Raw genomic sequence first — 21,727 nt, forward strand, 5'->3', positions numbered from 1 at the left:
GCCGAACCGGGCGTCCAACGGGTGGACGTTCCTCGTGACGCAACGCCGGGGGCCGCGAAGCCGTGCGACGTGTGGGGTGAGACGGCGTCAGGCGGGCTGCGTGGCGCTCGCGATGCGCTCGGAGCGCAGCGCCTCGTACCACCGGTCGTCGGTCGGCGGCAGCGCGTTCACGTCGAGGGCCAGCTTCAGCAGCAGATCCGCGATCTGCGGATTGCGGGCCAGGACCGGACCGTGCATGTACGTACCGAAGACGGTGTCGTTGTACGCGCCCTCCGTGCCGTCGCCGGTGCCGTTGCCCTTGCCGAGGCGGATCCGGGCGAAAGGGCGGGCGGTGGGGCCGAGGTGGGTGATGCCCTGGTGGTTTTCGAAGCCGGTGAGCTGCGGGAGGTTCAACGGGGCGTCGATGTCGCCGAGGACGTCGCCGACGCAGCGCTCGCCCTCGCCGCGGGTGGAGATCACGTCGAGCAGGCCCAGGCCCTGCTCGCGCTGGCCGAGGTCGTTGATGAACTCGTGGCCGAGGATCTGGTACCCGGCGCAGACGGAGAAGACGATCGCGCCGTTGGACACGGCCCGGCTCAACCCGCCGTCCTTGCGCAGCCGTTCGGCCGCCAGCCGCTGCGGGCGGTCCTCACCGCCGCCGATCAGGTAGATGTCGCCCGAAGTGGGGACGGGCTGGTCGCTGCGTACGTCGACACGCTGCACGTCGAGGCCGCGCTGGCGGGCCCGCCGCTCGACGACCAGGGCGTTGCCCTGGTCGCCGTACGTGCTGAGGAGGTCCGGGTAGATCCAGACCAGCCGCAGACTGCTGTCGTTCATTCGAGTCATGGTCCCTGCGGTTTCTGTCAGTTGCCGACGCGGCGGCGGAGGTCCTGGAACGCGGTGTAGTTGGCGATCGTCTCGATCAGTCCGGGCGGCGCGAGCTGCACGGCCTCGTCGAGGTTCTCGCAGACCCGGAACTCCAGGTTCGCGACTTCGAGTCGTACGGCCAGGTCCAGCTTGCGGTCGCCGAGGACGAAGATCGGGTGACCGGCGAGCCGGGTGTAGTCGACGTCCCACAGCCAGGAGGTGTCGGTGCCGTCGGCGCCACGGGCGTTGACGGCCAGGATCACCGGCGTCGGCGGCGGGTTGATCAGCGAGAAGGTCTCCAGCCAGCCGGCCGGGTTCTTCGCCAGCAGCAGGCGCAGCTCACGGTTGTGGAACTGGACGACGTCATAGCGTCCCGCCACCGCCTGCACCTGGTACATCCGCTCCAGCGCGACCTGCGGCGGCACGCCGAAGGTGGCCGCGACGGCCGCCGAGGTGGCCGCGTTGGCCTTGTTGGCGCGGCCCGGCAGCTGGAGGTGGATGGGCCACGCTGAGCCGTGCGGGTCCAGCACGTGGTCCCCGGAGAGCACCCAGCTCGGCGTCGGACGCCGGAAGCCGCAGTCGCCGCAGAACCAGTCGTCCCCCGGACGCTGCATCACACCGCCGCAGGAGGGGCACGACCAGGCGTCGTCCTTCCACTCCTGACCGGCCGCCACCCACACCACGTTGGGCGACGAGGACGCCGCCCACACGATCAGCGGGTCGTCGGCGTTCGCGATGACGACGGCCTTCGAACCGGCCAGCCCCTCGCGCCACTTCTCGGCCAGCATCCGCGTCTCGGCGGCCCGGTCGAGCTGGTCGCGGGAGAGGTTGAGGAGCGCGATCGCCTTCGGCGTCACGTCGCGGGCCACGCCCGCCAGGTACTTCTCGTCGACCTCGATCACGCCGTACTTCGCGTCCGAACCGCCCGCCAACGCGGACGTGATGCCCGCCGGCATGTTGGCGCCGAGCGCGTTGGAGACGACCGGACCGCTGGCCCGCAGGGCCTCGGCGATCAGCCGGGTCGTCGTCGTCTTGCCGTTGGTCGCCGAGACAAGCACCACGTCCAGATGCTGTGCGAGCCGTCCCAGCAGGTCCGGGTCGAGCCTGAGCGCGACCTTTCCGCCGATCACCGAACCGCTTCCGCGTCCCGCGGCACGGGACACCGCCGCCGCGGCCTTGCCTGCCGTCACGGCCAGCTTGGCCCGCGGCGACAACGGCTCCGTGTTGCCTGCCATCGTCACTTGTCCTCCTTGCATCCGGCGCCGCACTTGCCCCAGGTCCACCGGTCAACAGTCCGGGCTCAGCCTATCGAGGTCCCGCCGGGTGCCCGAACCGCGGCACCCGTGGGGAAGGGCGCGGACCAGGGTCGACGGTACGGGACGCGCTGCGAAAAGCGTGCAGGCGTCGGCTCCCGCCGCGGTGACGCCGCCGGCCGGGGCCCGGCGGCGGGGCGGCTCCGGCGTGCGGGAACGTAGGCTTGCGGTCATGCGCCACCGCCCCATTCCCGGCAGTTCCGGCACCGTACGAGCGATGACTCTCCTCGGCGAGAAGGTCCTGCACGCCCCGTGCGAGCCCGTCACCGAGTTCGGGCCTGAGCTCGCGCGCCTCGTCGAGGACCTGTTCGCGACGATGTACGCCGCCGAGGGCGTCGGTCTCGCCGCCAATCAGATCGGCGAGGGCGTACGGGTCTTCGTCTACGACTGCCCCGACGACGAGGACGTCCGCCACCTCGGGCACGTCGTCAACCCGCGTCTCGTCGAGGCCGACGGCCCGGCCGTCCGGGGCCCCGAGGGCTGTCTGTCGCTGCCCGGTCTGGAAGCCGGCACGCCGCGCTTCGACCACGCGGTCGTGGAGGGCTTCACGGCGACGGGCGAGCCGGTCACCGTCTCCGGCACCGGCTTCTTCGCCCGCTGCCTCCAGCACGAGTGCGACCACCTCGACGGGCTGGTCTACACCGACCGGCTCACCGGCTGGCGCAAGGCGAAGGCACAGCGGGACGCACGCCGCGCGCCGTGGGGGCGTACTTCCTGACGCTGCCCGAGACTTCCCGGCGCGCGGGCGGTGCGGGCGGAGTGTGCCTGGCGTGCGGGCAGCCGTGCGTGCGGCACGGAGGGTTCGTACGCACTCCGCCACTCACCCGCCGCCCTTCCCGCTAGAACCCCGGCTCCCGCTAGAACCCCGGCCCGCCCGGACGGTCGCCCGCGGCGGCGAGCCGCCCCCACAGCAGGTCGGCGAGACTGCCCACCAACTCGGCGCGGGAGCAGGGGCGTTCGCCCAGCCACCAGTCGCCGGCCGCGTGCATCATGCCGACGATGCCGTGCCCCCAGACGCGGGCCAGCTGCTCGGAGTTCGGGCCGAGGTCGACGCGCTCGGCGATCACCTCGGCCAGCTCCTCGCCCATCCTGCGCAGCAGCGGCGCCGAGTGCCGGCCGACGTCGAATCCTCGCTCGGACTGTGCGGCGGCGGGAGCGGTGGCCGCCGCGGCGTCGTCCGCCGGGTGCATCAGGAAGCGGTACACCTGCGGGCGCGCCTCGATCGCCGCGAGATAGGTGTCCAATGTGCGTTCCACGCGTTCGCGACGCTCGGCGGGGGCGTCCAGAGCCGCGCGCAGGGCGGCCAGGAGGGCGTCGGTGTGACGCTTGGCCAGGGCGCGGTAGAGGCCCCCCTTGTCGCCGAAGTGCCGGTAGAGGATCGGCTTGGTGATGCCCGCCTCGGCGGCGATGGCGTTCATGGACGCCTGCGGGCCGTCCCGCAGGACCACGCGGTCCGCGGCTTCGAGCAGTTCGCGGCGTCGCGCCTCGGCCGACGACCGTTGCGTGGTGGCCTGCTGTGTGGTCTCCATCGTGTGCTCTCCCCGCCCAGGTGGTTGCGTTCCGTGACCCCCGCGCAACGTAACACTGCCCGCCGGCTTGGACTGTTGACAGGGGCTACTCGTGGGTAACACACTCTGGTTACCGCAAGTAACGTGCAGGCGCTGGAGGGGACATGGCCGAGTTCACACTCGATCTCAACGACGACCAGAAGCAGGTTCGCGACTGGATCCACGGGTTCGCCGCGGATGTGATGCGCCCGGCCGCCGCGGAGTGGGACGAGCGTGAGGAGACGCCCTGGCCGGTGATCCAGGAGGCGGCCAAGATCGGCATCTACTCGCTCGACTTCTACGCCCAGCAGTACTTCGACCCTACGGGGCTGGGCATCCCCATGGCTATGGAAGAGCTGTTCTGGGGTGATGCGGGCATCGGCCTGTCGATCGTGGGGACCGGTCTGGCCGCGGTGGGAGTCCTCGCGAACGGCACCGAGGAACAGATCGGCACCTGGATACCCCAGATGTACGGCGACGCCGACGACGTGAAGGTCGCCGCCTTCTGCTCCTCCGAACCGGACGCCGGATCGGACGTCGCGTCCATGCGCACGCGCGCCGTGTACGACGAAGCGAAGGACGAGTGGGTCCTCGACGGCACGAAGACGTGGGCGACCAACGGCGGCATCGCCAACGTGCACGTGGTCGTCGCCTGTGTGGACCCCGCACTGGGATCCAAGGGCCACGCCTCCTTCATCGTGCCGCCGAGCACCCCCGGTCTGACCCAGGGCCAGAAGTTCAAGAAGCACGGCATCCGCGCCTCGCACACCGCCGAAGTCGTCCTGGAGAACGTGCGGATCCCCGGCAGCTGCCTGCTCGGCGGCAAGGAGAAACTCGACGAGCGCCTCGCCCGCGCCCGGGAACGGGCCGCGAAGAGCGGCGGCGAGCGCGTGAAGAACGCGGCGATGGCCACCTTCGAGGCGTCCCGGCCGGCCGTCGGCGCGATGGCCGTCGGCACCGCACGGGCCGCGTACGAGGTCGCCCTCGACTACGCGATGACCCGGGAACAGTTCGGCCGCCCCATCATCGACAACCAGGGCATCGCCTTCCAGCTCGCCGACATGCGCACCCAGATCGACGCGGCCCGGCTGCTGGTGTGGCGGGCGTCCTGGATGGCGGTCTCGGGCAAGCCGTTCACAGCGGCGGAGGGCTCCATGTCGAAGCTGTACGCCAGCGAGGTCTCGAAGAAGGTGACGGCCCAGGCGATCCAGATACTCGGCGGGAACGGCTACACCCGGGAGTACCCGGTGGAACGGATGCACCGGGACGCAGCCATCTACACGATCTTCGAGGGGACGAGCGAGATCCAGCGCCTGGTGATCGCCAGGACGCTCTCCGGCATGCCGATCCGCTAGCAGGCGCCGCGGACGCCGGGCGGCGGCGTCCTCGCCGCCCCGGTCGTGGAGATGTGGCTCGGCCCACCACACCTCCACGACCCGGCTCCCCACCAGGACACCGGCCTCCGCGCCCCCGCGGCGATGACAGCCGTACCCGCTGTCACGGAACGCCCCGCTGCCGCCGGGCCCCGGCCCCTGCGCCGGCCGCGGCCGCGATCCGCCGGACGTCAGGCGGGCAGGTGGGAATCCACGGCCGCGACGAGCGCGGCGTCGTTCGGCTCGGTACGCGGGCGGAAGCGGCCCACGATGTCGCCGGTGGGGGAGATGAGGAACTTCTCGAAGTTCCACTGGACGTCCCCGGCCTTGCCGTCGGCGTCCGCGACCTTCGTCAGTTCCTTGTAGAGCGGGTGCCGGTGCTCGCCGTTGACCTCGATCTTTTCGAGGAGGGGGAAGGTCACGCCGTAGCTCGCCGAGCAGAAGGTGGCGATCTCCTCCGCGCTTCCCGGTTCCTGGCCCGCGAACTGGTTGCACGGCACACCCAGGACCGTGAAGCCGCGGTCCGCGTACGACTTCTGGAGTTCCTCCAGGCCCGCGTACTGCGGCGTCAGGCCGCACTTCGACGCGACGTTGACCACCAGGACGGCCTTGCCCTTGTGGGCGGCCAGGCTCGTGGGGGCGCCGTCCAGGGTGTTCAGCGGGATGTCGTACAGGCTCATCTGCCGTCTCCTCGTCAGTCAGCTCTGCGCTGTTTAGTCCGAAAGACGCAGGCTAGCCGCTGGCACCGGCATCCAGGCCGCGTCAGCGTTGCGGATACGCCGTCCGCCGGCCCGGGCAGTGGTCCGCGGACCGTCCGCCCCGGGCGGGACGGTCGAGCTGGGGGCGGCGGGTGCCAGGTCGCGGGAGCGTTTCTCCGTACCGGCCGCGGGGCGTTGTCAGTGGCGCCTCCTACGCTCGTGACCATGAGCAGCGACGCGATGACGGTGAGCAGATGGCTCAGGGACCCGAGGGTGCTGGCGGTGCAGGCCGCCGAGTACCGGGATCTCGCCGCGCGCGGCGACCTGTCCGGGCTGGCCCGCGCGGTGATGATGGCGGCCTGCCGCGATGGCCCGGTGATCGGCCCCGGCGGGAGGAACACGGAGCTGCTGCGCACGCTCCCCGATGCCGATCGGTCGCGCCGGAGGTGGCGGAGGCATCGGTCGAAGCCTTGGCACGACGCGGGGACGAGACCGCAGAGGCGGAACTCGCAGCCCTGGCCGACCGGGTCACCCACCGGCGGGTCGCGCGGACGCTGGCGGAGGCGCGGGGGACGGTACGCGAGCGGCAGCGGGGCGGGGGAGAGGCGGCCTCGCGGGGGCCGGCGCAACGTCAACGAGCATCGCGCCGGGGGGCGTCTGGCAATCCGGGTGCTACCCGGGCTGCGGCACCGGGTCCTCGCCGAACACCCACGGCGCCAGGACGACGAGCCAGCCGTCCGGGTCGGCGAAGAGCACCGCCCCCCGCTCCGGCCAGTACGCGTTGGCCGCCGCCACGGGCTCGTGCCCGCGCTCGCGCAGCCGGGCCGCCGCGGTCTCGACGGCCGCGGGCCCGCGCAGGTACAGAACGAGCAGGTTCTCCGGGTGCGGCTCCGGTATCCGCGGCGGATTGCCGTGCTGGGTGATCTCCATGTGCACAGGGGCGCCCGGCAGCCCGAGCACCACACCGTCGTACCCCTTGTGGCCGTCCTCGCCGCGCCAGGCGGCCAGCACGGGCAGCCCCAAGTCGTCGCGGTAGAAGGCCAGGACCTCGTCATAGCGTGCGGTGGGCCGAGCGAAGCGCACGGCGCCCACGTCGAGGTGGGCCGGCCAGGAAGTGATCATGCGGGGCAGTGTAAGCAGGGCGCCGGAACCCCGCAGCCTGAACCCCGCAGCCGGAAAGCCGGAGCCGAGGCCTCGTCGTGCGACGGAGTGGTGCCAGGGCTGCCTCGGTCGTCGCCCACCGGCCCGGGGACGCGCCCGGCGGTCGGCCCCTACCGCCCCGCCGGCACGCGCCCGGCGGTCCGGCCGTACGCGCGGTGCACCCCGTACGCGCAGGCCGCGCCCACGACGTACCAGAAGAGGTCCGGCGCGTGGAAGGTAGAACCGAACACCAGCCGCAACAGGCCGTTACGGGCGCTCAATTCACCCGGCAAGCGGGACAGTTGCGCGAACTCCACGGCCCAGCTCAGCCCCAGGGCGACCGCTCCCGCGACCATGGGCCGCACCAGGGGCCGTACGGCGACGACGAGTGCGTACAGCAGCACCGTGTACAGCGCGACCCCCGCGTACTTCGCGAATGCCCCGTCCCCCGTGGTCCGGATGCCGAGCGCGGCGGCGGTCGTGACCGCCGCCGCTGCCAGTAAGTGGATCCGTACCCGCCTCACTCCGCGGTCTCGGACTCGTCGATCAGGTACGACGACTCGTCGAAGAGTTCGAGGAGGACCACGACGAACGCCTCACGCACCACCACGTACTCCAGCACGATCCCCGGCGCGACGTAGGCCTTGCGGTACGTCTCGTTGGGACCGATCTGTGCCGTGGCCAGCTTGTGGAACGGGTCCCGGGACAGCACCCGCACCGCGTGGTCCACGGTCGCCCGCCGGTCCGCGGTCAGGCTGTCGTGGACGGCCTTCGCCTCGACCGTGTACTTGACCTGGGAACGCCGCCCGGTCATCCCTCGTCGCCCAGCTTCCGGAACAGCCCCTCCTGCACCACCGACACCAGCAGTCGCCCGTCACGGTCGTAGATCCGGCCGCGTGCCAGGCCCCGTCCGCCGGTCGCGATCGGGGACTCCTGGTCGTAGAGGAACCACTCGTCCGCGCGGAAGGGGCGGTGGAACCACATCGCGTGGTCGAGCGACGCGATGTCGAAGTTCCACGAGCCCCACAGCGGCTCCACCGGCAGTCGCACCGCGTCCAGCAGCGTCATGTCACTGGCGTAGGCGAGCGCGCAGGTGTGCACGAGCTGGTCGTCGCCGAGCGGGCCGACCGCGCGCATCCACACCGCGCTGCGCGGCTCCGCGCCCTCGATCTGTTCCCGCGTCCAGCGCAGCCCGTCCACGTACCGGATGTCAAAGGGCTGCCGGCGTGCCATCCGCTCCAGCTCCTCCGGCAGAGCACCGAGGTGTTCGCGGATCTCCTCGGCGACCGTCGGCAGCGACTCCGGGTCCGGGACCTCCCGGCGCGGCGGCAGCTGGTGCTCGATGCCGCCCTCCTCAGGCTTGTGGAAGGAGGCCGTCAGGTTGAAGATCGTGCGGCCCTGCTGCACGGCGGTGACCCGCCGGGTGGTGAAGGACCTCCCGTCCCGCACCCGCTCCACCTGGTAGACGATCGGGACGCCGGGCCGCCCCGGCCGCAGGAAGTAGGCGTGCAGCGAGTGCACGGGACGCTCGCCGTCCGTCGTGCGTCCCGCCGCGACCAGCGCCTGTCCCGCGACCTGACCGCCGAAGACCCGCTGAAGGTGCTCCTGCGGGCTGACGCCGCGGAAGATGTTGAGCTCGATCTGCTCCAGGTCGAGCAGATCGACGAGTCTCTCGGCCGGATTCGTCATCGGTTTTCGTCCTCTTCCATGAGTGTGCGGGGCGGGGCTAGAGCTGACCGACGGACGTGACGCGGACGACCGCCCGCGCCTCCTCGTCCGAGGCCGCAAGGTCGACCTCGGCGCTGATGCCCCAGTCGTGGTCGTCGTTCGGGTCGTCGAAGATCTGCCGCACCCGCCACAGACCGTGCGGTGCGTCCTCCTCGATGAGCAGCAGCTTGGGGCCGCGCGCGTCCGGTCCGGTGCCGAGGTCGTCGTGCTCGTCCCAGTAGGCGTCCATGGCCTCGCCCCACTTGTCCTCGTCCCAGCCGCTGTCGGCGTCCAGCTCGCCGAGGGCGCGGACGTTGTCCAGGGCGGCCAGCTCGACCCGGCGGAACATGGCGTTGCGCACCAGCACCCGGAAGGCCCTCGCGTTGGCCGTCACCGGCTTGACCTGGTCGGCCTTCTCCTGTGCCTGCTCGGCCGTCTCCACCTCGGGGTTCGCCAGCTGCTCCCACTCGTCGAGGAGCGAGGAGTCCACCTGGCGGACCAGCTCGCCGAGCCAGGCGATCAGGTCTTCGAGGTCCTCCGACTTGAGGTCGTCGGGGATGGTGTGCTCCAGCGCCTTGTACGCGCCCGCCAGGTACCGCAGCACGATGCCCTCGGTGCGCGCCAGCTCGTAGTGCGAGGTGAACTCCGCGAAGTTCATGGCCCGCTCGTACATGTCCCGCACGACGGACTTCGGCGAGACCGGGTGGTCGCCCACCCACGGGTGGCTCTTGCGGTACACGTTGTACGCGTGCCACAGCAGCTCCTCCAGCGGCTTGGGGTACGACACCTCCTGGAGCCGCTCCATCCGCTCCTCGTACTCCATGCCGTCGGCCTTCATCTGCCCGATGGCCTCGCCGCGGGCCTTGTTCTGCTGCGCGCCCAGGATCTGCCGGGGGTCGTCCAGCGTCGACTCCACGACGGACACCATGTCCAGCGCGTACGACGGCGAGTCGGGGTCCAGCAGGTCGAAGGCGGCCAGGGCGAACGTCGACAGCGGCTGGTTCAGCGCGAAGTCCTGCTGCAGGTCGACCGTCAGCCGTACGACCCGGCCCTCTGCGTCGGGAGTGGCCAGCTGCTCGACCACACCGCCGTCGAGCAGTGAACGGTAGATGGCGATGGCGCGGCGGATGTGCCGCAGCTGCGCCTTGCGCGGCTCGTGGTTGTCCTCCAGCAGATGGCGCATCGCCTCGAAGGCGTTTCCGGGACGCGCGATCACGGACAGCAGCATGGTGTGCGTGACCCTGAAACGGCTGGACAGCGGCTCGGGGTCGGAACCGATCAGCTTGTCGAAGGTGGACTCCGACCAGGCGACGAAGCCCTCCGGGGCCTTCTTCCTGACCACCTTGCGGCGCTTCTTCGGGTCGTCGCCCGCCTTGGCGAGCGCCTTCTCGTTCTCCACGACGTGCTCGGGGGCCTGCGCCACCACGAAACCGGCCGTGTCGAAACCGGCCCGCCCGGCACGGCCCGCGATCTGGTGGAACTCCCGCGCGCGCAGGGTCCGCACCCGTGTCCCGTCGTACTTCGTCAGCGCCGTGAACAGCACCGTGCGGATCGGCACGTTCACGCCGACGCCCAGGGTGTCCGTACCGCAGATGACCTTCAGCAGACCGGCCTGCGCCAGCTTCTCCACCAGCCGCCGGTACTTCGGCAGCATGCCGGCGTGGTGGACGCCGATGCCGTGCCGGACGTACCGGGAGAGGTTCTGGCCGAACTTCGTGGTGAAGCGGAAGTTGCCGATCAGCTCGGCGATCTTCTCCTTCTCCTCCTTGGAGCACATGTTGATGCTCATCAGCGACTGCGCCCGCTCGACGGCCGCCGCCTGGGTGAAGTGCACGATGTAGACCGGCGACTGCCTGGTCTCCAGGAGCTCCGTCAGGGTCTCCGTGATGGGCGTCAGCCGGTACTCGTACGACAGCGGAACCGGTCGTGTCGCGGACCGCACGACCGCCGTCGGACGGCCCGTCCTGCGCGTCAGGTCCTTCTCGAACATCGAGACGTCCCCGAGCGTCGCCGACATCAGGATGAACTGCGCCTGCGGCAGCTCCAGGATCGGGATCTGCCATGCCCACCCGCGGTCCGCCTCCGCGTAGAAGTGGAACTCGTCCATCACGACCTGGCCGATGTCCGCGTGCTTGCCGTCGCGCAGCGCGATCGAGGCGAGGACCTCGGCGGTGCAGGCGATGACCGGGGCGTCGGAGTTCACGGACGCGTCGCCGGTGAGCATGCCCACGTTCTCATGACCGAAGAGCTTGGCCAGCTCGAAGAACTTCTCCGACACCAGCGCCTTGATCGGAGCCGTGTAGAAGGTGACCTTGTCCTGGGCCAGCGCCGTGAAGTGCGCACCTGCCGCGACCAGGCTCTTTCCGGAACCGGTCGGCGTGGACAAGATCACGTTCGCGCCGGTGACCACCTCCATCAGCGCTTCCTCCTGCGCCGGATACAGGGCGATGCCCCGGCCCTCGGCCCAGGACTGGAAGGCCTCGAAGAGGGCGTCGGGGTCGGCGTTCGGCGGGAGCTGATCAATAAGGGTCACGCCCCCCATCTTGCCTGGCCCACCCCCGGATCGGGGAACCGGAGGGCGCAGTGAAGATCATCCTGGATAGGGTGACGGGTCAGCCCATCGGCGGTCCGCTCACAACTCGGCCGCGCCACGGAAGAGATGGGGGCACCACAGCATTGGGGCGGAACAACCATGATGGGACCGGCGCACTCTCTGTCGGGGGCAGCGGCCTGGCTGGGGGTGGGCGCCGCGGCCGCCGCATGGGGCTACTCCATGCCCTGGCCGGTGCTCGTCGTCGGCGCGCTGATCTGCGCGGGCGCGGCACTCGCCCCCGATCTCGACCACAAGTCGGCGACCATCTCGCGCGCCTTCGGACCGGTCTCGCGACTGCTCTGCGAGATCGTCGACAAACTGTCGTACGCCGTCTACCAAGCGACCCGCTCGGCCGGCGACCCCCGGCGTTCGGGAGGCCACCGCACCCTCACGCACACCTGGGTGTGGGCGGTCCTCGTGGGCGCCGGCTGCTCGGCCGCGGCGATATGGGGCGGCCGCTGGGCGGTGCTCGCCATCCTCTTCGTGCACCTGGTGCTGGCGGTGGAGGGTCTCCTGTGGCGGGCGGCCCGCGTCTCCAGCGACGTCCTGGTGTGGCTGCTGGGCGCGACCAGCGCGTGGATCCTCGCCGGGGTGCTCGACCAGCCGGGCAACGGATCGAACTGGCTCTTCACGGAACCGGGCCAGGAGTACCTGTGGCTCGGGCTGCCGATCGTGCTGGGCGCGCTCGTGCACGACATCGGGGACGCGCTCACCATCTCCGGCTGCCCGATCCTGTGGCCCATCCCGATCGGGCGCAAGCGCTGGTACCCGATCGGACCGCCGAAGTTCATGCGGTTCCGGGCCGGGAGCTGGGTGGAGATGAAGGTCCTGATGCCGGTGTTCATGCTGGCCGGAGGAGTGGGCGGAGCGGCGGCCCTGGGGTTCATCTGAAGACCGTGCCGGGGCCGGGCCGGACCTTGCGTACGACCCGACGACAGGGGAGCAGCGCGAGGTCTACGGTGGGCCGGTCCCGGTCCCGGTCCCGGTCCCGATTCCGGACCGCAGCTCTGCGCGCTCCCAGGAGGTCCAGACCCATGCCCGCTCCGTACCCGACGCTCCCGCCGTACGACGAAGGCCTTCTCGACGTGGGCGACGGCAACCGCATCCACTGGGAGGTCTCCGGAAATCCCGACGGCAAGCCCGCGGTCGTCGTGCACGGGGGCCCGGGATCCGGGAGTTCGCCCGGCAGCCGCACGTTCTTCGACCCCGACCGCTACCGTCTCGTCCTCTCCGACCAGCGCGGTTGCGGACGCAGCGTCCCGCACGTCGCGGACCCGACGACGAGCCTGGAACACAACACGACCGGTCACCTGGTCGCCGACCTTGAGAAACTGCGCCAACACCTCGGCGTGGAAAGCTGGTTGATGTTCGGCGGGTCGTGGGGCTCGACGCTGATCCTCGCGTATGCGCAGCAGTACCCGCAGAGGGTGAGCGAGATCGTCCTGGCCGGGGTCACGACGACGCGACGGTCCGAGACCGACTGGCTGTACGGGGGAGCGGGACGCTTCTTCCCCGAGGCGTACGAGAGGTTCCGTTCCGGAGTGCCGCAGGAGGAGCGGGAGGACCTCGTGGCGGCCTACGCGCGGCGGGCCTCCAGCGCCGACCTGGCGGTACGGGACAAGGCCGTCGCCGACTGGTGCGCCTGGGAGGACGCGGTGCTGTCCCTGGAGACGTACGGGGCGGCGAACCCGTACCGGAGCCGCCCGTCGGCCGGCCGGATCTCGCTCGTGCGGATCGCCTCGCACTTCTTCGCGCACGGGGCGTGGCTGGAGGAGGGCGCGCTGTTGCGGGACGCGCACCGGCTGGCGGGAATTCCCGGGGTCCTGTTGCAGGGGCGCGACGACATGGCGGGACCACCGCACACCGCCTGGGAGCTGGCGAGGGCGTGGCCGGACGCGGAGTTGCGGATCTTCGAGGGGACGGGCCACCGGGGGAGCGGGGAGATGGGGGAGGCGATCGCGGCGGCGCTCGAAGGCTTTGCGGGACCGGCGGCCGGAGCCGGAGAGTGAGGGCAGCCCGGCCGTCGGGGCGGGGCGACCGCGGGGTGCACCCGGCCCGGCGCGCCTCGGCCGCCCCCGCACCCACCTCCCGCTATCCGTGCCAGGACCTCCACAGCGCCGCATAGGCGCCGTCCGCGGCCACCAGCTCCGCGTGACTGCCCAGCTCGGTGATGCGTCCCTCCTCCACCACGGCGATGACGTCCGCGTCGTGCGCCGTGTGCAGCCGGTGCGCGATGGCGATGACCGTGCGGCCCTCCAGGACGCGGGCGAGCGAGCGCTCCAGGTGCCGGGCCGCCCGCGGGTCGAGCAGGGACGTCGCCTCGTCCAGGACCAGTGTGTGCGGGTCCGCCAGGACCAGGCGGGCCAGTGCCACCTGCTGCGCCTGCGCCGGGGTCAGGGCGAGCGAGCCGGAGCCGACCTCGGTGTCGAGGCCGTCGTCCAGAGCCCGCGCCCAGCCGTCCGCGTCGACCGCGCCCAGCGCCGCCCAGAGCTCGGCGTCGCCGGCTTCCGTGCGGGCGAGTCGCAGGTTGTCCCGGAGCGAACCCACGAAGACGTGGTGCTCCTGGTTGACCAGAGCGACGTGCGAGCGCACCCGCTCGGCAGGCATGCGGGACAACTCGGCTCTGCCCAGCGTGAGTTCGCCCGTGCGAGGCGCGTAGATCCCCGCCATCAGGCGGCCCAGCGTCGACTTTCCCGCGCCGGAGGGGCCGACCAGGGCCACCCGGGTTCCGGGTGCCACGTCCAGCGACACCTGGTGCAGGACGTCGACGCCCTCCCGGTACCCGAAGTGCACGTCGTCCGAACGGAGTCGGCGTCCGTCGGGGACGACCGTCCCGTCCCCGGCGTCCGGCTCGATCTCCCGTACGCCCACCAGACGGGCCAGCGACACCTGTGCGACCTGCAGTTCGTCGTACCACCGCAGGATCAGGTTCACCGGGTCGACCAGCATCTGCGCGAGCAGTGCGCCCGTCGTCAACTGGCCCACGCCCAGCCAGCCCTGAAGCACGAAGACGCCTCCGATGACGACCGAGGCGCCGAGGATGGTGATGTGGGTGATGCTGACGACGGGGAAGAGCACGGTACGCAGCCACAGCGTGTAGTTCTCCCACGCGGTCCACTCCTTGACCCGCCGGTCCGACAGCGCCACCCGTCGGGCGCCCAGCCGGTGCGCCTCGATGGTGCGGCCCGCGTCGACCGTCTCGGCGAGCATCGCCGCGACCGCCGCGTACCCGGCCGACTCCGAGCGGTACGCCGACGCCGCCCGCCTGAAGTACCAGCGACAGCCGACGATCAGCACGGGGAGGGCAACCAGGACCGCGAGGGCGAGCGGAGGAGCGACCGCGGTCAGGCCGGCGAGCAGCAGCGCCGCCCACACCACGCCGATCGCGAGCTGCGGCACCGCCTCGCGCATCGCGTTGGCGAGGCGGTCGATGTCCGTGGTGATGCGGGAGAGCAGGTCGCCGGTGCCGGCCCGCTCCAGCACGCCCGGGGGCAGACCCACCGAGCGGACCAGGAAGTCCTCGCGCAGGTCGGCGAGCATCTCCTCGCCGAGCATCGCGCCGCGCAGCCGGGTCTGCCCGACGAAGAGGGCCTGGACGAGCAGGGCGGCGGCGAACAGGCCCGCGGTGAGGCCGAGCCGTACGTCCTCCGTGCCTGCCGTCAGGTCCTCGATCACGCCGCCCAGCAGGTACGGCCCGACCATCGAGGCGACCACCGCGAGGGTGTTCAGGGTGATGAGCGCGACGAACGCCCCACGGTGGCGGCGCAGCAGTCCGCCCACGTACGACCGTACGGTGGCCGTGCTGCCCACGGGCAGGGTGGTGGCCGACTCGGGGGCCGCCGGGTCGTACTCGGGGGGCGGCACCCCGATGCGGGGGGCCCGGGGTGCGCCCTTGGTGGCGGTGGCGCTCATGCCGTTTCCTCGACTTCCTCGCGTACCTGCAACTCACGTACCTCCGCGGCGCGTTCGTCCCCGGCGCCCTCCTCGTCCGTCTCGCGGGTGACGACCGCCCGGTAGCGCGGCTCGGTGTGCAGCAGTTCGCGGTGTTCGCCGACCGCCACCACCTCCCCCTGGTGGACGAGGACCACGCGATCCGCCTGGTCGAGCAGCAGCGGGGAGGAGGCCAGGACCACGGTCGTACGACCGGACCTGAGCCGTTTGACACCCGCTGCCACCCGGGCTTCGGTGTGCGAGTCGACGGCGGACGTCGGCTCGTCGAGTACCAGTACCTCGGGGTCGGTGACCAACGACCGTGCCAGCGCCAGGCGTTGCCGCTGACCGCCGGAGAGCGACCGTCCGCGCTCGGTGATCCTGGTGTTCATCGGGTCGCCGTCCGGGTCGACCGACGCCTGGGCGAGCGCGGCAAGCACGTCGGCGCACTGCGCGGCGGCCAGCGCGTCCTCGGCGGACACCTGTCCGGACGCCGGTACGTCGAGCAGCTCGCTCAGCGTTCCCGACAGCAGCACCGGGTCCTTGTCCTGAACGAGGACCGAGGCGCGCGCGGCCTCCAGGGGGAGATCGTCGAGGGCCACGCCGCCGAGCAGGACGGAGGCGGGCTTCGCGGAGGCACCGGTCCCCGCGCCCTCCTCGCGGTCCTCCTCCGCCGCGTGCCCGCCGAGACGGTCCGCCAGCCGTCCCGCCACGTCCGGGTCGCCGCACACCACGGCCGTGAACCGGCCCGCCGGGGCCAGCAGCCCCGTCACCGGGTCGTACAGGTCGCCCGTCGGAGCCTGCGACGCACCGAGTCCGTCGCCGGGCGCGATACGGCGCAGGCCCAGGACACGGGCGGCGCGCTTCGCGGACGGCTTCGAGAAGGAGTACGCCATGGCGATCTCCTCGAAGTGCCGCAGCGGGTACATCAGCAGGGTCACCGCGCTGTACACGGTGACCAGCTCGCCGACGGACACGGTGCCCGCGCGGGCCAGGGTCGCCCCGTACCAGACCACGCCCACCAGGAGCAGGCCCGGCAGCAGCACCTGGACGGCCGCGATCACGGCCCACATGCGGGCACTGCGGACGGCCGCCTTCCGCACCTCCTGCGACGCCTCGCGGTAGCGGCCCAGGAAGAGTTCCTCGCCGCCGATGCCCCGCAGCACCCGCAGGCCCGCGACGGTGTCGGACGCCAGCTCCGTCGCCCTGCCCGCCTTCTCGCGCTGGACGTCGGCGCGTCCGGTCGCCTTCGGGAGCAGCGGCAGCACGGCGAGCGCCAGGGCGGGCACGCCGATCGCGACGACGACGCCGAGCGCGGGCTGGTAGACCACCAGGCCGACGCAGACGATCACCAGCGCCGCCACGGCCGCCGCGAACCGCGACAGCGCCTCGACGAACCAGCCGATCTTCTCCACGTCGCCCGTCGATACCGCGACCACCTCGCCGGCCGCCACCCGGCGGGTCAGCGCCGAGCCCAGCTCGGCCGTCCGCCGGGCGAGCAGCTGCTGGACACGGGCGGCGGCGGTGATCCAGTTGGTGACTGCGGTGCGGTGCAGCATGGTGTCACCGACGGTGACGGCCACGCCGAACACGGCCAGTACCGCGCCGGCCAGCGCGAGCCGTCCGCCGGAACGGTCCACCACCGCCTGAACGGCCAGGCCCACGCCCAGCGGCAGCCCGGCCACGCCGATCTGGTGCAGCAGTCCCCAGCTCAGGGACTTGAGCTGGCCGCCGAGCTGGTTGCGGCCCAGCCAGTACAGGAAACGGCCCCCGGAACGGACATCGGGTTCGCCGGGGTCTTTGTACGGAAGATCTTGGATGTGCATAAGGCCCCACGGCTCGGTGTCGGTTCGGGAGTCGGGCTGAGTCGATGGCGCAAACCGTGCAAGGTTCGCGCCCCGGACCCCGCCGGGGCAATCGATTTATGCCCGCGGGTGTCCGGAACGCGCCAATCCCGACGACCGTTCTCCGCAGCCCTGCGCCGGCCGCGGAAGGGGGCCGGTACGGAGTCGGCGGAGGGCCGGGCCCCGGGCGGGCCCCGGCTCTCCGCCACGCCCGTCCGTCAGGCGGCCGGCTTCTTCGAGTCGACTCCCGGGCGGGCCTTCTTCCACTCGCCCCGGGTGAAGTCCGGGATCGGCTGCGGTGCGCCCTTCGCCCGTATCGACACATGGCTCAGCGGCACCGGCGCCGTCCAGGTCGCCGCGTCGTACACGTCGAAGTCGGGGACCAGGCCCAGCTGCATGCACTGCATCAGCCGGAAGAGCATGAGGTAGTCCATCCCGCCGTGGCCGCCGGGCGGGTTGGCGTGCTCCTTCCACAGCCAGTGGTCCCACTCGGCGTACTTGCCGAAGTCGTCCCACCTGTGGTCGGTGTTGCCGGGCTCCAGGTAGATGCGCGGCGGGTAGTCCTCGAAGACGCCGAGGGTGCCGCCGAGGCTGTTGATCCTGCTGTACGGGTGCGGGGTGGACACGTCGTGTTCGAGGCGGATGACGCGCCCCCTGGCGGTCTGCACGAGGCTGATCGTACGGTCGCTGCCGACGTACGACTCCTTCCAGCTCGGGTCGCCCGGCGGCATGTGCTTCGCGCGGTACTCGGCGAGGCCGAGGGCGGGGGAACCGAGGCTGACGACGCTCACCGCGCGGTCGCCGCGGTTGACGTCCATGTAGTTGCCGACCGGACCGAAGCCGTGATTGGGGTACAGGTCGCCGCGCAGCCGGGTGTGCCACAGGCGGCGCCACGGCCCCTCGTAGTAGTCGGGGTCGAACATCAGCTCGCGCAGGTCGTGGTTGTAGGCGCCCGCGCCGTGCAGCAGGTCGCCGAACAGGCCCGCGTGCGCCATCCGCAGGACGCGCATCTCGTTCCTGCCGTAACAGCAGTTCTCCAGCTGCATGCAGTGGCGTCTGGTGCGTTCCGAGATGTTGACCAGGTCCCAGATCTCGTCCATCCGCATGGCCAGCGGGCACTCCACGCCGACGTGCTTGCCGTTCAGCATGGCGGCCTTGCACATCTCGTGGTGGGCGTCCCACGGGGTGGCGACGTACACGAAGTCGATGTCGCCGCGTGCGCAGAGCCGGCGGTAGTCGTCCTCGTCCTTGGCGTAGAGCGCGGGGGCCGCCTGACCAGCCTTGACGACCTTGGCGGCGGCCTTCTCCGCCTTGGCCCGTACCGGGTCGCAGACGGCGACGACCTTGACGCCGGGGAGGGCGAGGAACAGGTCGATCATGGCGTCGCCGCGATTGCCGAGGCCGATCATGCCGACACGGACGGTGGAGCGCCGTTCGAAGGGAACGCCCGCCATGGTCCTGCCCTGGCGTGCGGGCCACGCGTCGGCCTCCGCGACGGAGGGCCGCGCGGCGTTCCCGGCGGCGGCCGCGGGCCCCGCCGCGCCCAGCGCGCCACCGAGACCGAGCCCGGCGCCCGCCGCGCCCGCGGCCCACAGGGCGGAACGGCGGGAGACGCCGTCGAGGGTTTCGTCCGTGCCGGGAGTCGCCTTGTCGTCGTCGTACATCGAACCTCCGTGAAGGGTGATCGGGTACCGACCGATCACCCTTCACGGAGGTGCTGCTGTGGCGCAAGAGGGCCAGGGGCAGGGCGAGTTGGGACAACAGGCGCGGAGGCGCGCGAGCGTCCCCTCACGGCCTGGTCGCCCGTTCCAGTTCCAGCAGCACGGAGCGGTAGGAGCGGCCCGTGGCGTGGTCCATGCCGACCTCGCACATCCGGTTCGCCGACAGATGGAGGTCGTACTCGCGACGGGTCACCTCGGCGGCCTCGCGCGCCGTCGCGGACTCCGTCAGTTCCTTGTGGAGCATCCCGCGGTCCCCGGCGAACGCGCAGCACCGCACGTCGTCCGGCACGTCCACCTCCTCCGCGCACGCCTCGGCGACCCTACGCAAGTGGCCGGCGTCGCCCAGGTGCTCCATGGAACAGGTGGGGTGCAGGACGGCGGAACCGGCCCGGCGCAGCACGACGAGGTCCGCCAGCAGCTCGTCCGCCGCCCACACGATCGAGTCGACGACGGTCAGCTCCGCGTGCAGTCGCCGGTTGTCGTCGGTGAGGTACGGCACCACCTCGCGCGCGATGCCCAGCGTGCACGACGACGCGTCGACGACCAGGGGCAGGAGGCCACCGGCGGTCCAGGTCCAGGCGGCCTCGACGACGCGGTTCGCCATGACCGTGTTGCCCGCCACGTACCCCTTGGAGTGCCAGATGGTGGCGCAACAGGTTCCGGTCACGTCGTCCGGGATCCACACCGGCCTTCCGGCGCGTGCGCCGAGGGTGACGACGGCCTCCGGGAGGGTCGGGCCGCGGTCCCCGTCCGGTCCGCCGAAGATCCTGTTGACGCAGGCCGGGTAGTAGACGGCGGTGGCGCCCGCGCGCGAGGTGGCCGGCAGCCGCCGCGCCGCCGGGCCCGGCATCTCCGGCAGCCACTGCGGTACGAGGTCGGGCCGCACCGCCTTGCGGACGAGCCCCGTCAGGGAGGCCGTCGGCCGGCCGCCGACCCTGTCGGCGGCTGCCACCGCGAGCCGGGCCGAGACCTCGACCGCCGCGAAGTTGCGTGCGGTCAGGGCGGCGACGCGTTCCTCCCGGGCGGAGTGCCTGCGGTGGCGGAGGCCCTTCATCAGCGCCCCGGTGTCGATGCCGACCGGGCAGGCGATCTTGCAGGTGGAGTCGCCCGCGCAGGTGTCGACGGCGTCGTACCCGTACGCGGCGAGGAGGTTCTCGCCGACGAGCGAGCCCGTCGGCTGACGCGTCATCTCCCGGCGCAGCGCGATGCGTTGGCGGGGCGTAGTGGTCAAGTCGCCGCTGGGGCACGTCGGTTCGCAGAATCCGCACTCGATGCACGGGTCCGCCTCCGCCTCCACTCGCGGGATGGTCTTCAGGCCGTGCAGATGCGCCTCGGGGTCCCGGTTGAGGACGACGCGCGGGGCGAGCACGCCGTCCGGATCGATCAACTGCTTGGTCCGCCACATCAGTTCGGTCGCCTTCGGGCCCCACTCCATCTCCAGGAACGGCGTGATGTTGCGGCCTGTCGCGTGCTCGGCCTTGAGCGAGCCGTCGAAGCGGTCGACGGTCATCCGGCAGAAGTCGTCCATGAACGCGGCGTACCGCCGGACGTCGGCCCGCTCGGCTGCGTCGAAGGCCAGCAGGAAGTGCAGATTGCCGTGCGCGGCGTGCCCGGCGACGGCGGCGTCGAACCCGTGTGCCTTCTGGAGTTCGAGCAGCGCCTCGCAGGCCTCGGCCAGCCGGGCAGGGGGTACCGCGAAGTCCTCGGTGATCAGCGTCGTGCCGGGCGGGCGCGCTCCGCCGACGGCGGTGACGAACGCCTTGCGGGCCTTCCAGTACCCGCCGATCGTCCTCGCGTCGCGGGTGAACTCGTTGGTGACGGAGGGGACCGGCTGGACCAGTTCCAGGTCCTTGAGGGCCTCGGCAGCCGCCCGCTCGAAGGCCTCCTGCCCTGCCTCGTCGGGGGCCCGGAACTCCACCAGCAGCGCCGTCGTCTCCCGGGGCAGGCCCGCCCAGTCCTGCGGCACGCCCTCGACGCTGACCGAGGCGCGCAGGGTGTTGCCGTCCATCAGCTCCACGGCGCGCGCACCCGCCTCGTTGAACAGCGGCACCGCCGCCGCGGCGGCGGACAGGGACGGGAAGAACAGCAGGGCGCTGGACAGCCGGCGGTCGAGCGGGAGGGTGTCGAAGACGACCTCCGAGATGAATCCGAAAGTGCCTTGGGAGCCGACCATCAGGCCGCGCAGGATCTCCACCGGCGTCGCACCGTCGAGGAAGGCGTCCAGGCGGTAACCGTTGGTGTTCTTGATCTCGTACTTGTCCCGGATGCGGGCCACGAGGGCGGGATCCGCCTCGATCTCCGCCTTGAGCGCCAGCAGGCCCTCGCAGAGTGCGGGTTCGGCGTGCCGGAGTTCTTCGTCGGCGCGCGGGTCCGCGGTGTCGACGACGGTGCCGGTCGGCAGGACGAAGGTGAGGGAGGCGAGGGTGCGGTAACTGTTGCGGGTGGTGCCCGCCGCCATCCCGGAAGCGTTGTTGGCGACGACGCCGCCGAGCGTGCAGGCGATGGCGCTGGCCGGGTCGGGGCCCAGCACCCGGCCGTACGGCGCGAGCGCGGCGTTGGCCCGTACGACGGTGGTGCCGGGCCGGATGCGGGCGCGGGCCCCGCCGTCCAGCACCGTCACGCCGGACCAGTGGCGGCGCACGTCCACCAGGATGTCCTCGCCCTGCGCCTGTCCGTTCAGCGAGGTGCCCGCGGCCCGGAACACCACCTCGCGGCCCCGGCCGTGCGCGTACGAGAGAACGGCCGAGACGTCGTCGATGTCCTCGGCCACCACCACGACCTGCGGCACGAACCGGTACGGACTTGCGTCCGCCGCGTACCGCACCAGGTCCGAAATCCGCCACAGCACCTTCTCCGCGCCGAGCAGTGCGGACAGCTCGCGGCGCAGCGGTCCCGGCGTGCCCTCGGCCAGGGCGGCGGGAACCCGGTCGGGAGCGGGCTCCTGCGCGATGAGCGGGGCCAGGGCCCGGGGTTTCGGTTCCAGAAGCGGCATGACGGCGTTCCTCCCACCGGCTC

The 21,727-nt window shown here is 71.8% G+C and carries 17 protein-coding genes; 4 read left to right on the forward strand and 13 right to left on the reverse strand.

Annotation, left to right across the window (positions count from 1 at the left end; translation table 11 throughout):
• Positions 1 to 87: 87 nt before the first annotated feature.
• Positions 88 to 816, reverse strand: coding sequence for a type 1 glutamine amidotransferase (locus HNQ79_RS21210; protein WP_185033423.1), 729 nt, complete (start codon positions 814 to 816; stop codon positions 88 to 90).
• Between the two features lie 26 nt (positions 817 to 842).
• Positions 843 to 2,081 (reverse strand): MurT ligase domain-containing protein, encoded by a 1,239-nt coding sequence (locus HNQ79_RS21215; RefSeq protein ID WP_185033425.1) that lies wholly within the window; start codon positions 2,079 to 2,081, stop codon positions 843 to 845.
• Positions 2,082 to 2,331: 250 nt separating this feature from the next.
• On the opposite strand from HNQ79_RS21215, the gene def reads away from it, so the two are divergent.
• Entirely contained in the window at positions 2,332 to 2,877 is a 546-nt protein-coding gene (gene def, locus HNQ79_RS21220) for a peptide deformylase (protein ID WP_185033427.1), read from the forward strand.
• A 139-nt stretch (positions 2,878 to 3,016) separates the two neighbouring features.
• Here def and HNQ79_RS21225 read toward each other — a convergent pair whose 3' ends face one another.
• Positions 3,017 to 3,688, reverse strand: coding sequence for a TetR/AcrR family transcriptional regulator (locus HNQ79_RS21225; protein ID WP_185033429.1), 672 nt, complete (start codon positions 3,686 to 3,688; stop codon positions 3,017 to 3,019).
• Between the two features lie 143 nt (positions 3,689 to 3,831).
• On the opposite strand from HNQ79_RS21225, the gene HNQ79_RS21230 reads away from it, so the two are divergent.
• Complete coding sequence (locus HNQ79_RS21230) at positions 3,832 to 5,061, forward strand: acyl-CoA dehydrogenase family protein (RefSeq protein WP_185033431.1); 1,230 nt, start codon at positions 3,832 to 3,834, stop codon at positions 5,059 to 5,061.
• A 209-nt stretch (positions 5,062 to 5,270) separates the two neighbouring features.
• Here HNQ79_RS21230 and HNQ79_RS21235 read toward each other — a convergent pair whose 3' ends face one another.
• The 6 genes from HNQ79_RS21235 to HNQ79_RS21260 form a co-directional block, all read right to left on the reverse strand.
• Entirely contained in the window at positions 5,271 to 5,759 is a 489-nt protein-coding gene (locus tag HNQ79_RS21235) for a glutathione peroxidase (RefSeq protein ID WP_185033433.1), read from the reverse strand.
• Positions 5,760 to 6,449: 690 nt separating this feature from the next.
• The gene (locus HNQ79_RS21240) at positions 6,450 to 6,899 is read right to left on the reverse strand and encodes a VOC family protein (protein WP_185033435.1); all 450 of its coding nucleotides are present in this window, start codon (positions 6,897 to 6,899) and stop codon (positions 6,450 to 6,452) included.
• Positions 6,900 to 7,048: 149 nt separating this feature from the next.
• Positions 7,049 to 7,441: a ribosomal maturation YjgA family protein gene (locus HNQ79_RS21245; RefSeq protein ID WP_229923604.1), complete on the reverse strand. Its 393-nt coding sequence runs from the start codon at positions 7,439 to 7,441 to the stop codon at positions 7,049 to 7,051.
• Positions 7,438 to 7,731 (reverse strand): hypothetical protein, encoded by a 294-nt coding sequence (locus HNQ79_RS21250; RefSeq protein WP_185033438.1) that lies wholly within the window; start codon positions 7,729 to 7,731, stop codon positions 7,438 to 7,440. Before HNQ79_RS21250 ends, HNQ79_RS21245 begins: the two co-directional genes overlap by 4 nt.
• Complete coding sequence (locus HNQ79_RS21255; RefSeq protein ID WP_185033440.1) at positions 7,728 to 8,606, reverse strand: acyl-CoA thioesterase; 879 nt, start codon at positions 8,604 to 8,606, stop codon at positions 7,728 to 7,730. Before HNQ79_RS21255 ends, HNQ79_RS21250 begins: the two co-directional genes overlap by 4 nt.
• Before the next feature lie 37 nt (positions 8,607 to 8,643).
• Positions 8,644 to 11,157, reverse strand: a complete 2,514-nt coding sequence (locus HNQ79_RS21260; RefSeq protein ID WP_185033442.1) for a DEAD/DEAH box helicase — start codon at positions 11,155 to 11,157, stop codon at positions 8,644 to 8,646.
• Between the two features lie 159 nt (positions 11,158 to 11,316).
• On the opposite strand from HNQ79_RS21260, the gene HNQ79_RS21265 reads away from it, so the two are divergent.
• Positions 11,317 to 12,108: a metal-dependent hydrolase gene (locus HNQ79_RS21265; protein WP_185033444.1), complete on the forward strand. Its 792-nt coding sequence runs from the start codon at positions 11,317 to 11,319 to the stop codon at positions 12,106 to 12,108.
• 143 nt (positions 12,109 to 12,251) lie between these two features.
• A complete protein-coding gene (gene pip / locus HNQ79_RS21270; protein WP_185033446.1) occupies positions 12,252 to 13,226 on the forward strand; it encodes a prolyl aminopeptidase in 975 nt (324 codons plus the stop codon).
• 82 nt (positions 13,227 to 13,308) lie between these two features.
• Here the strand turns inward: pip and HNQ79_RS21275 are convergent, their stop codons facing one another.
• The 4 genes from HNQ79_RS21275 to HNQ79_RS21290 form a co-directional block, all read right to left on the reverse strand.
• On the reverse strand, positions 13,309 to 15,129 hold the full coding sequence (locus HNQ79_RS21275; RefSeq protein WP_185033448.1) for an ABC transporter ATP-binding protein: 1,821 nt from the start codon (positions 15,127 to 15,129) through the stop codon (positions 13,309 to 13,311).
• Positions 15,126 to 16,973: an ABC transporter transmembrane domain-containing protein gene (locus HNQ79_RS21280; protein ID WP_185033449.1), complete on the reverse strand. Its 1,848-nt coding sequence runs from the start codon at positions 16,971 to 16,973 to the stop codon at positions 15,126 to 15,128. The genes HNQ79_RS21275 and HNQ79_RS21280 overlap by 4 nt, the downstream gene beginning before the upstream one ends.
• A 236-nt stretch (positions 16,974 to 17,209) precedes the next feature.
• Entirely contained in the window at positions 17,210 to 18,655 is a 1,446-nt protein-coding gene (locus HNQ79_RS21285; protein WP_185033451.1) for a Gfo/Idh/MocA family protein, read from the reverse strand.
• A gap of 124 nt (positions 18,656 to 18,779) precedes the next feature.
• Entirely contained in the window at positions 18,780 to 21,704 is a 2,925-nt protein-coding gene (locus HNQ79_RS21290; RefSeq protein WP_185033453.1) for an FAD-binding and (Fe-S)-binding domain-containing protein, read from the reverse strand.
• Positions 21,705 to 21,727: the final 23 nt, after the last annotated feature.

The sequence above is a fragment of the Streptomyces candidus genome (assembly GCF_014207445.1).
GTDB classification, from domain to species: Bacteria; Actinomycetota; Actinomycetes; order Streptomycetales; family Streptomycetaceae; genus Streptomyces; species Streptomyces candidus.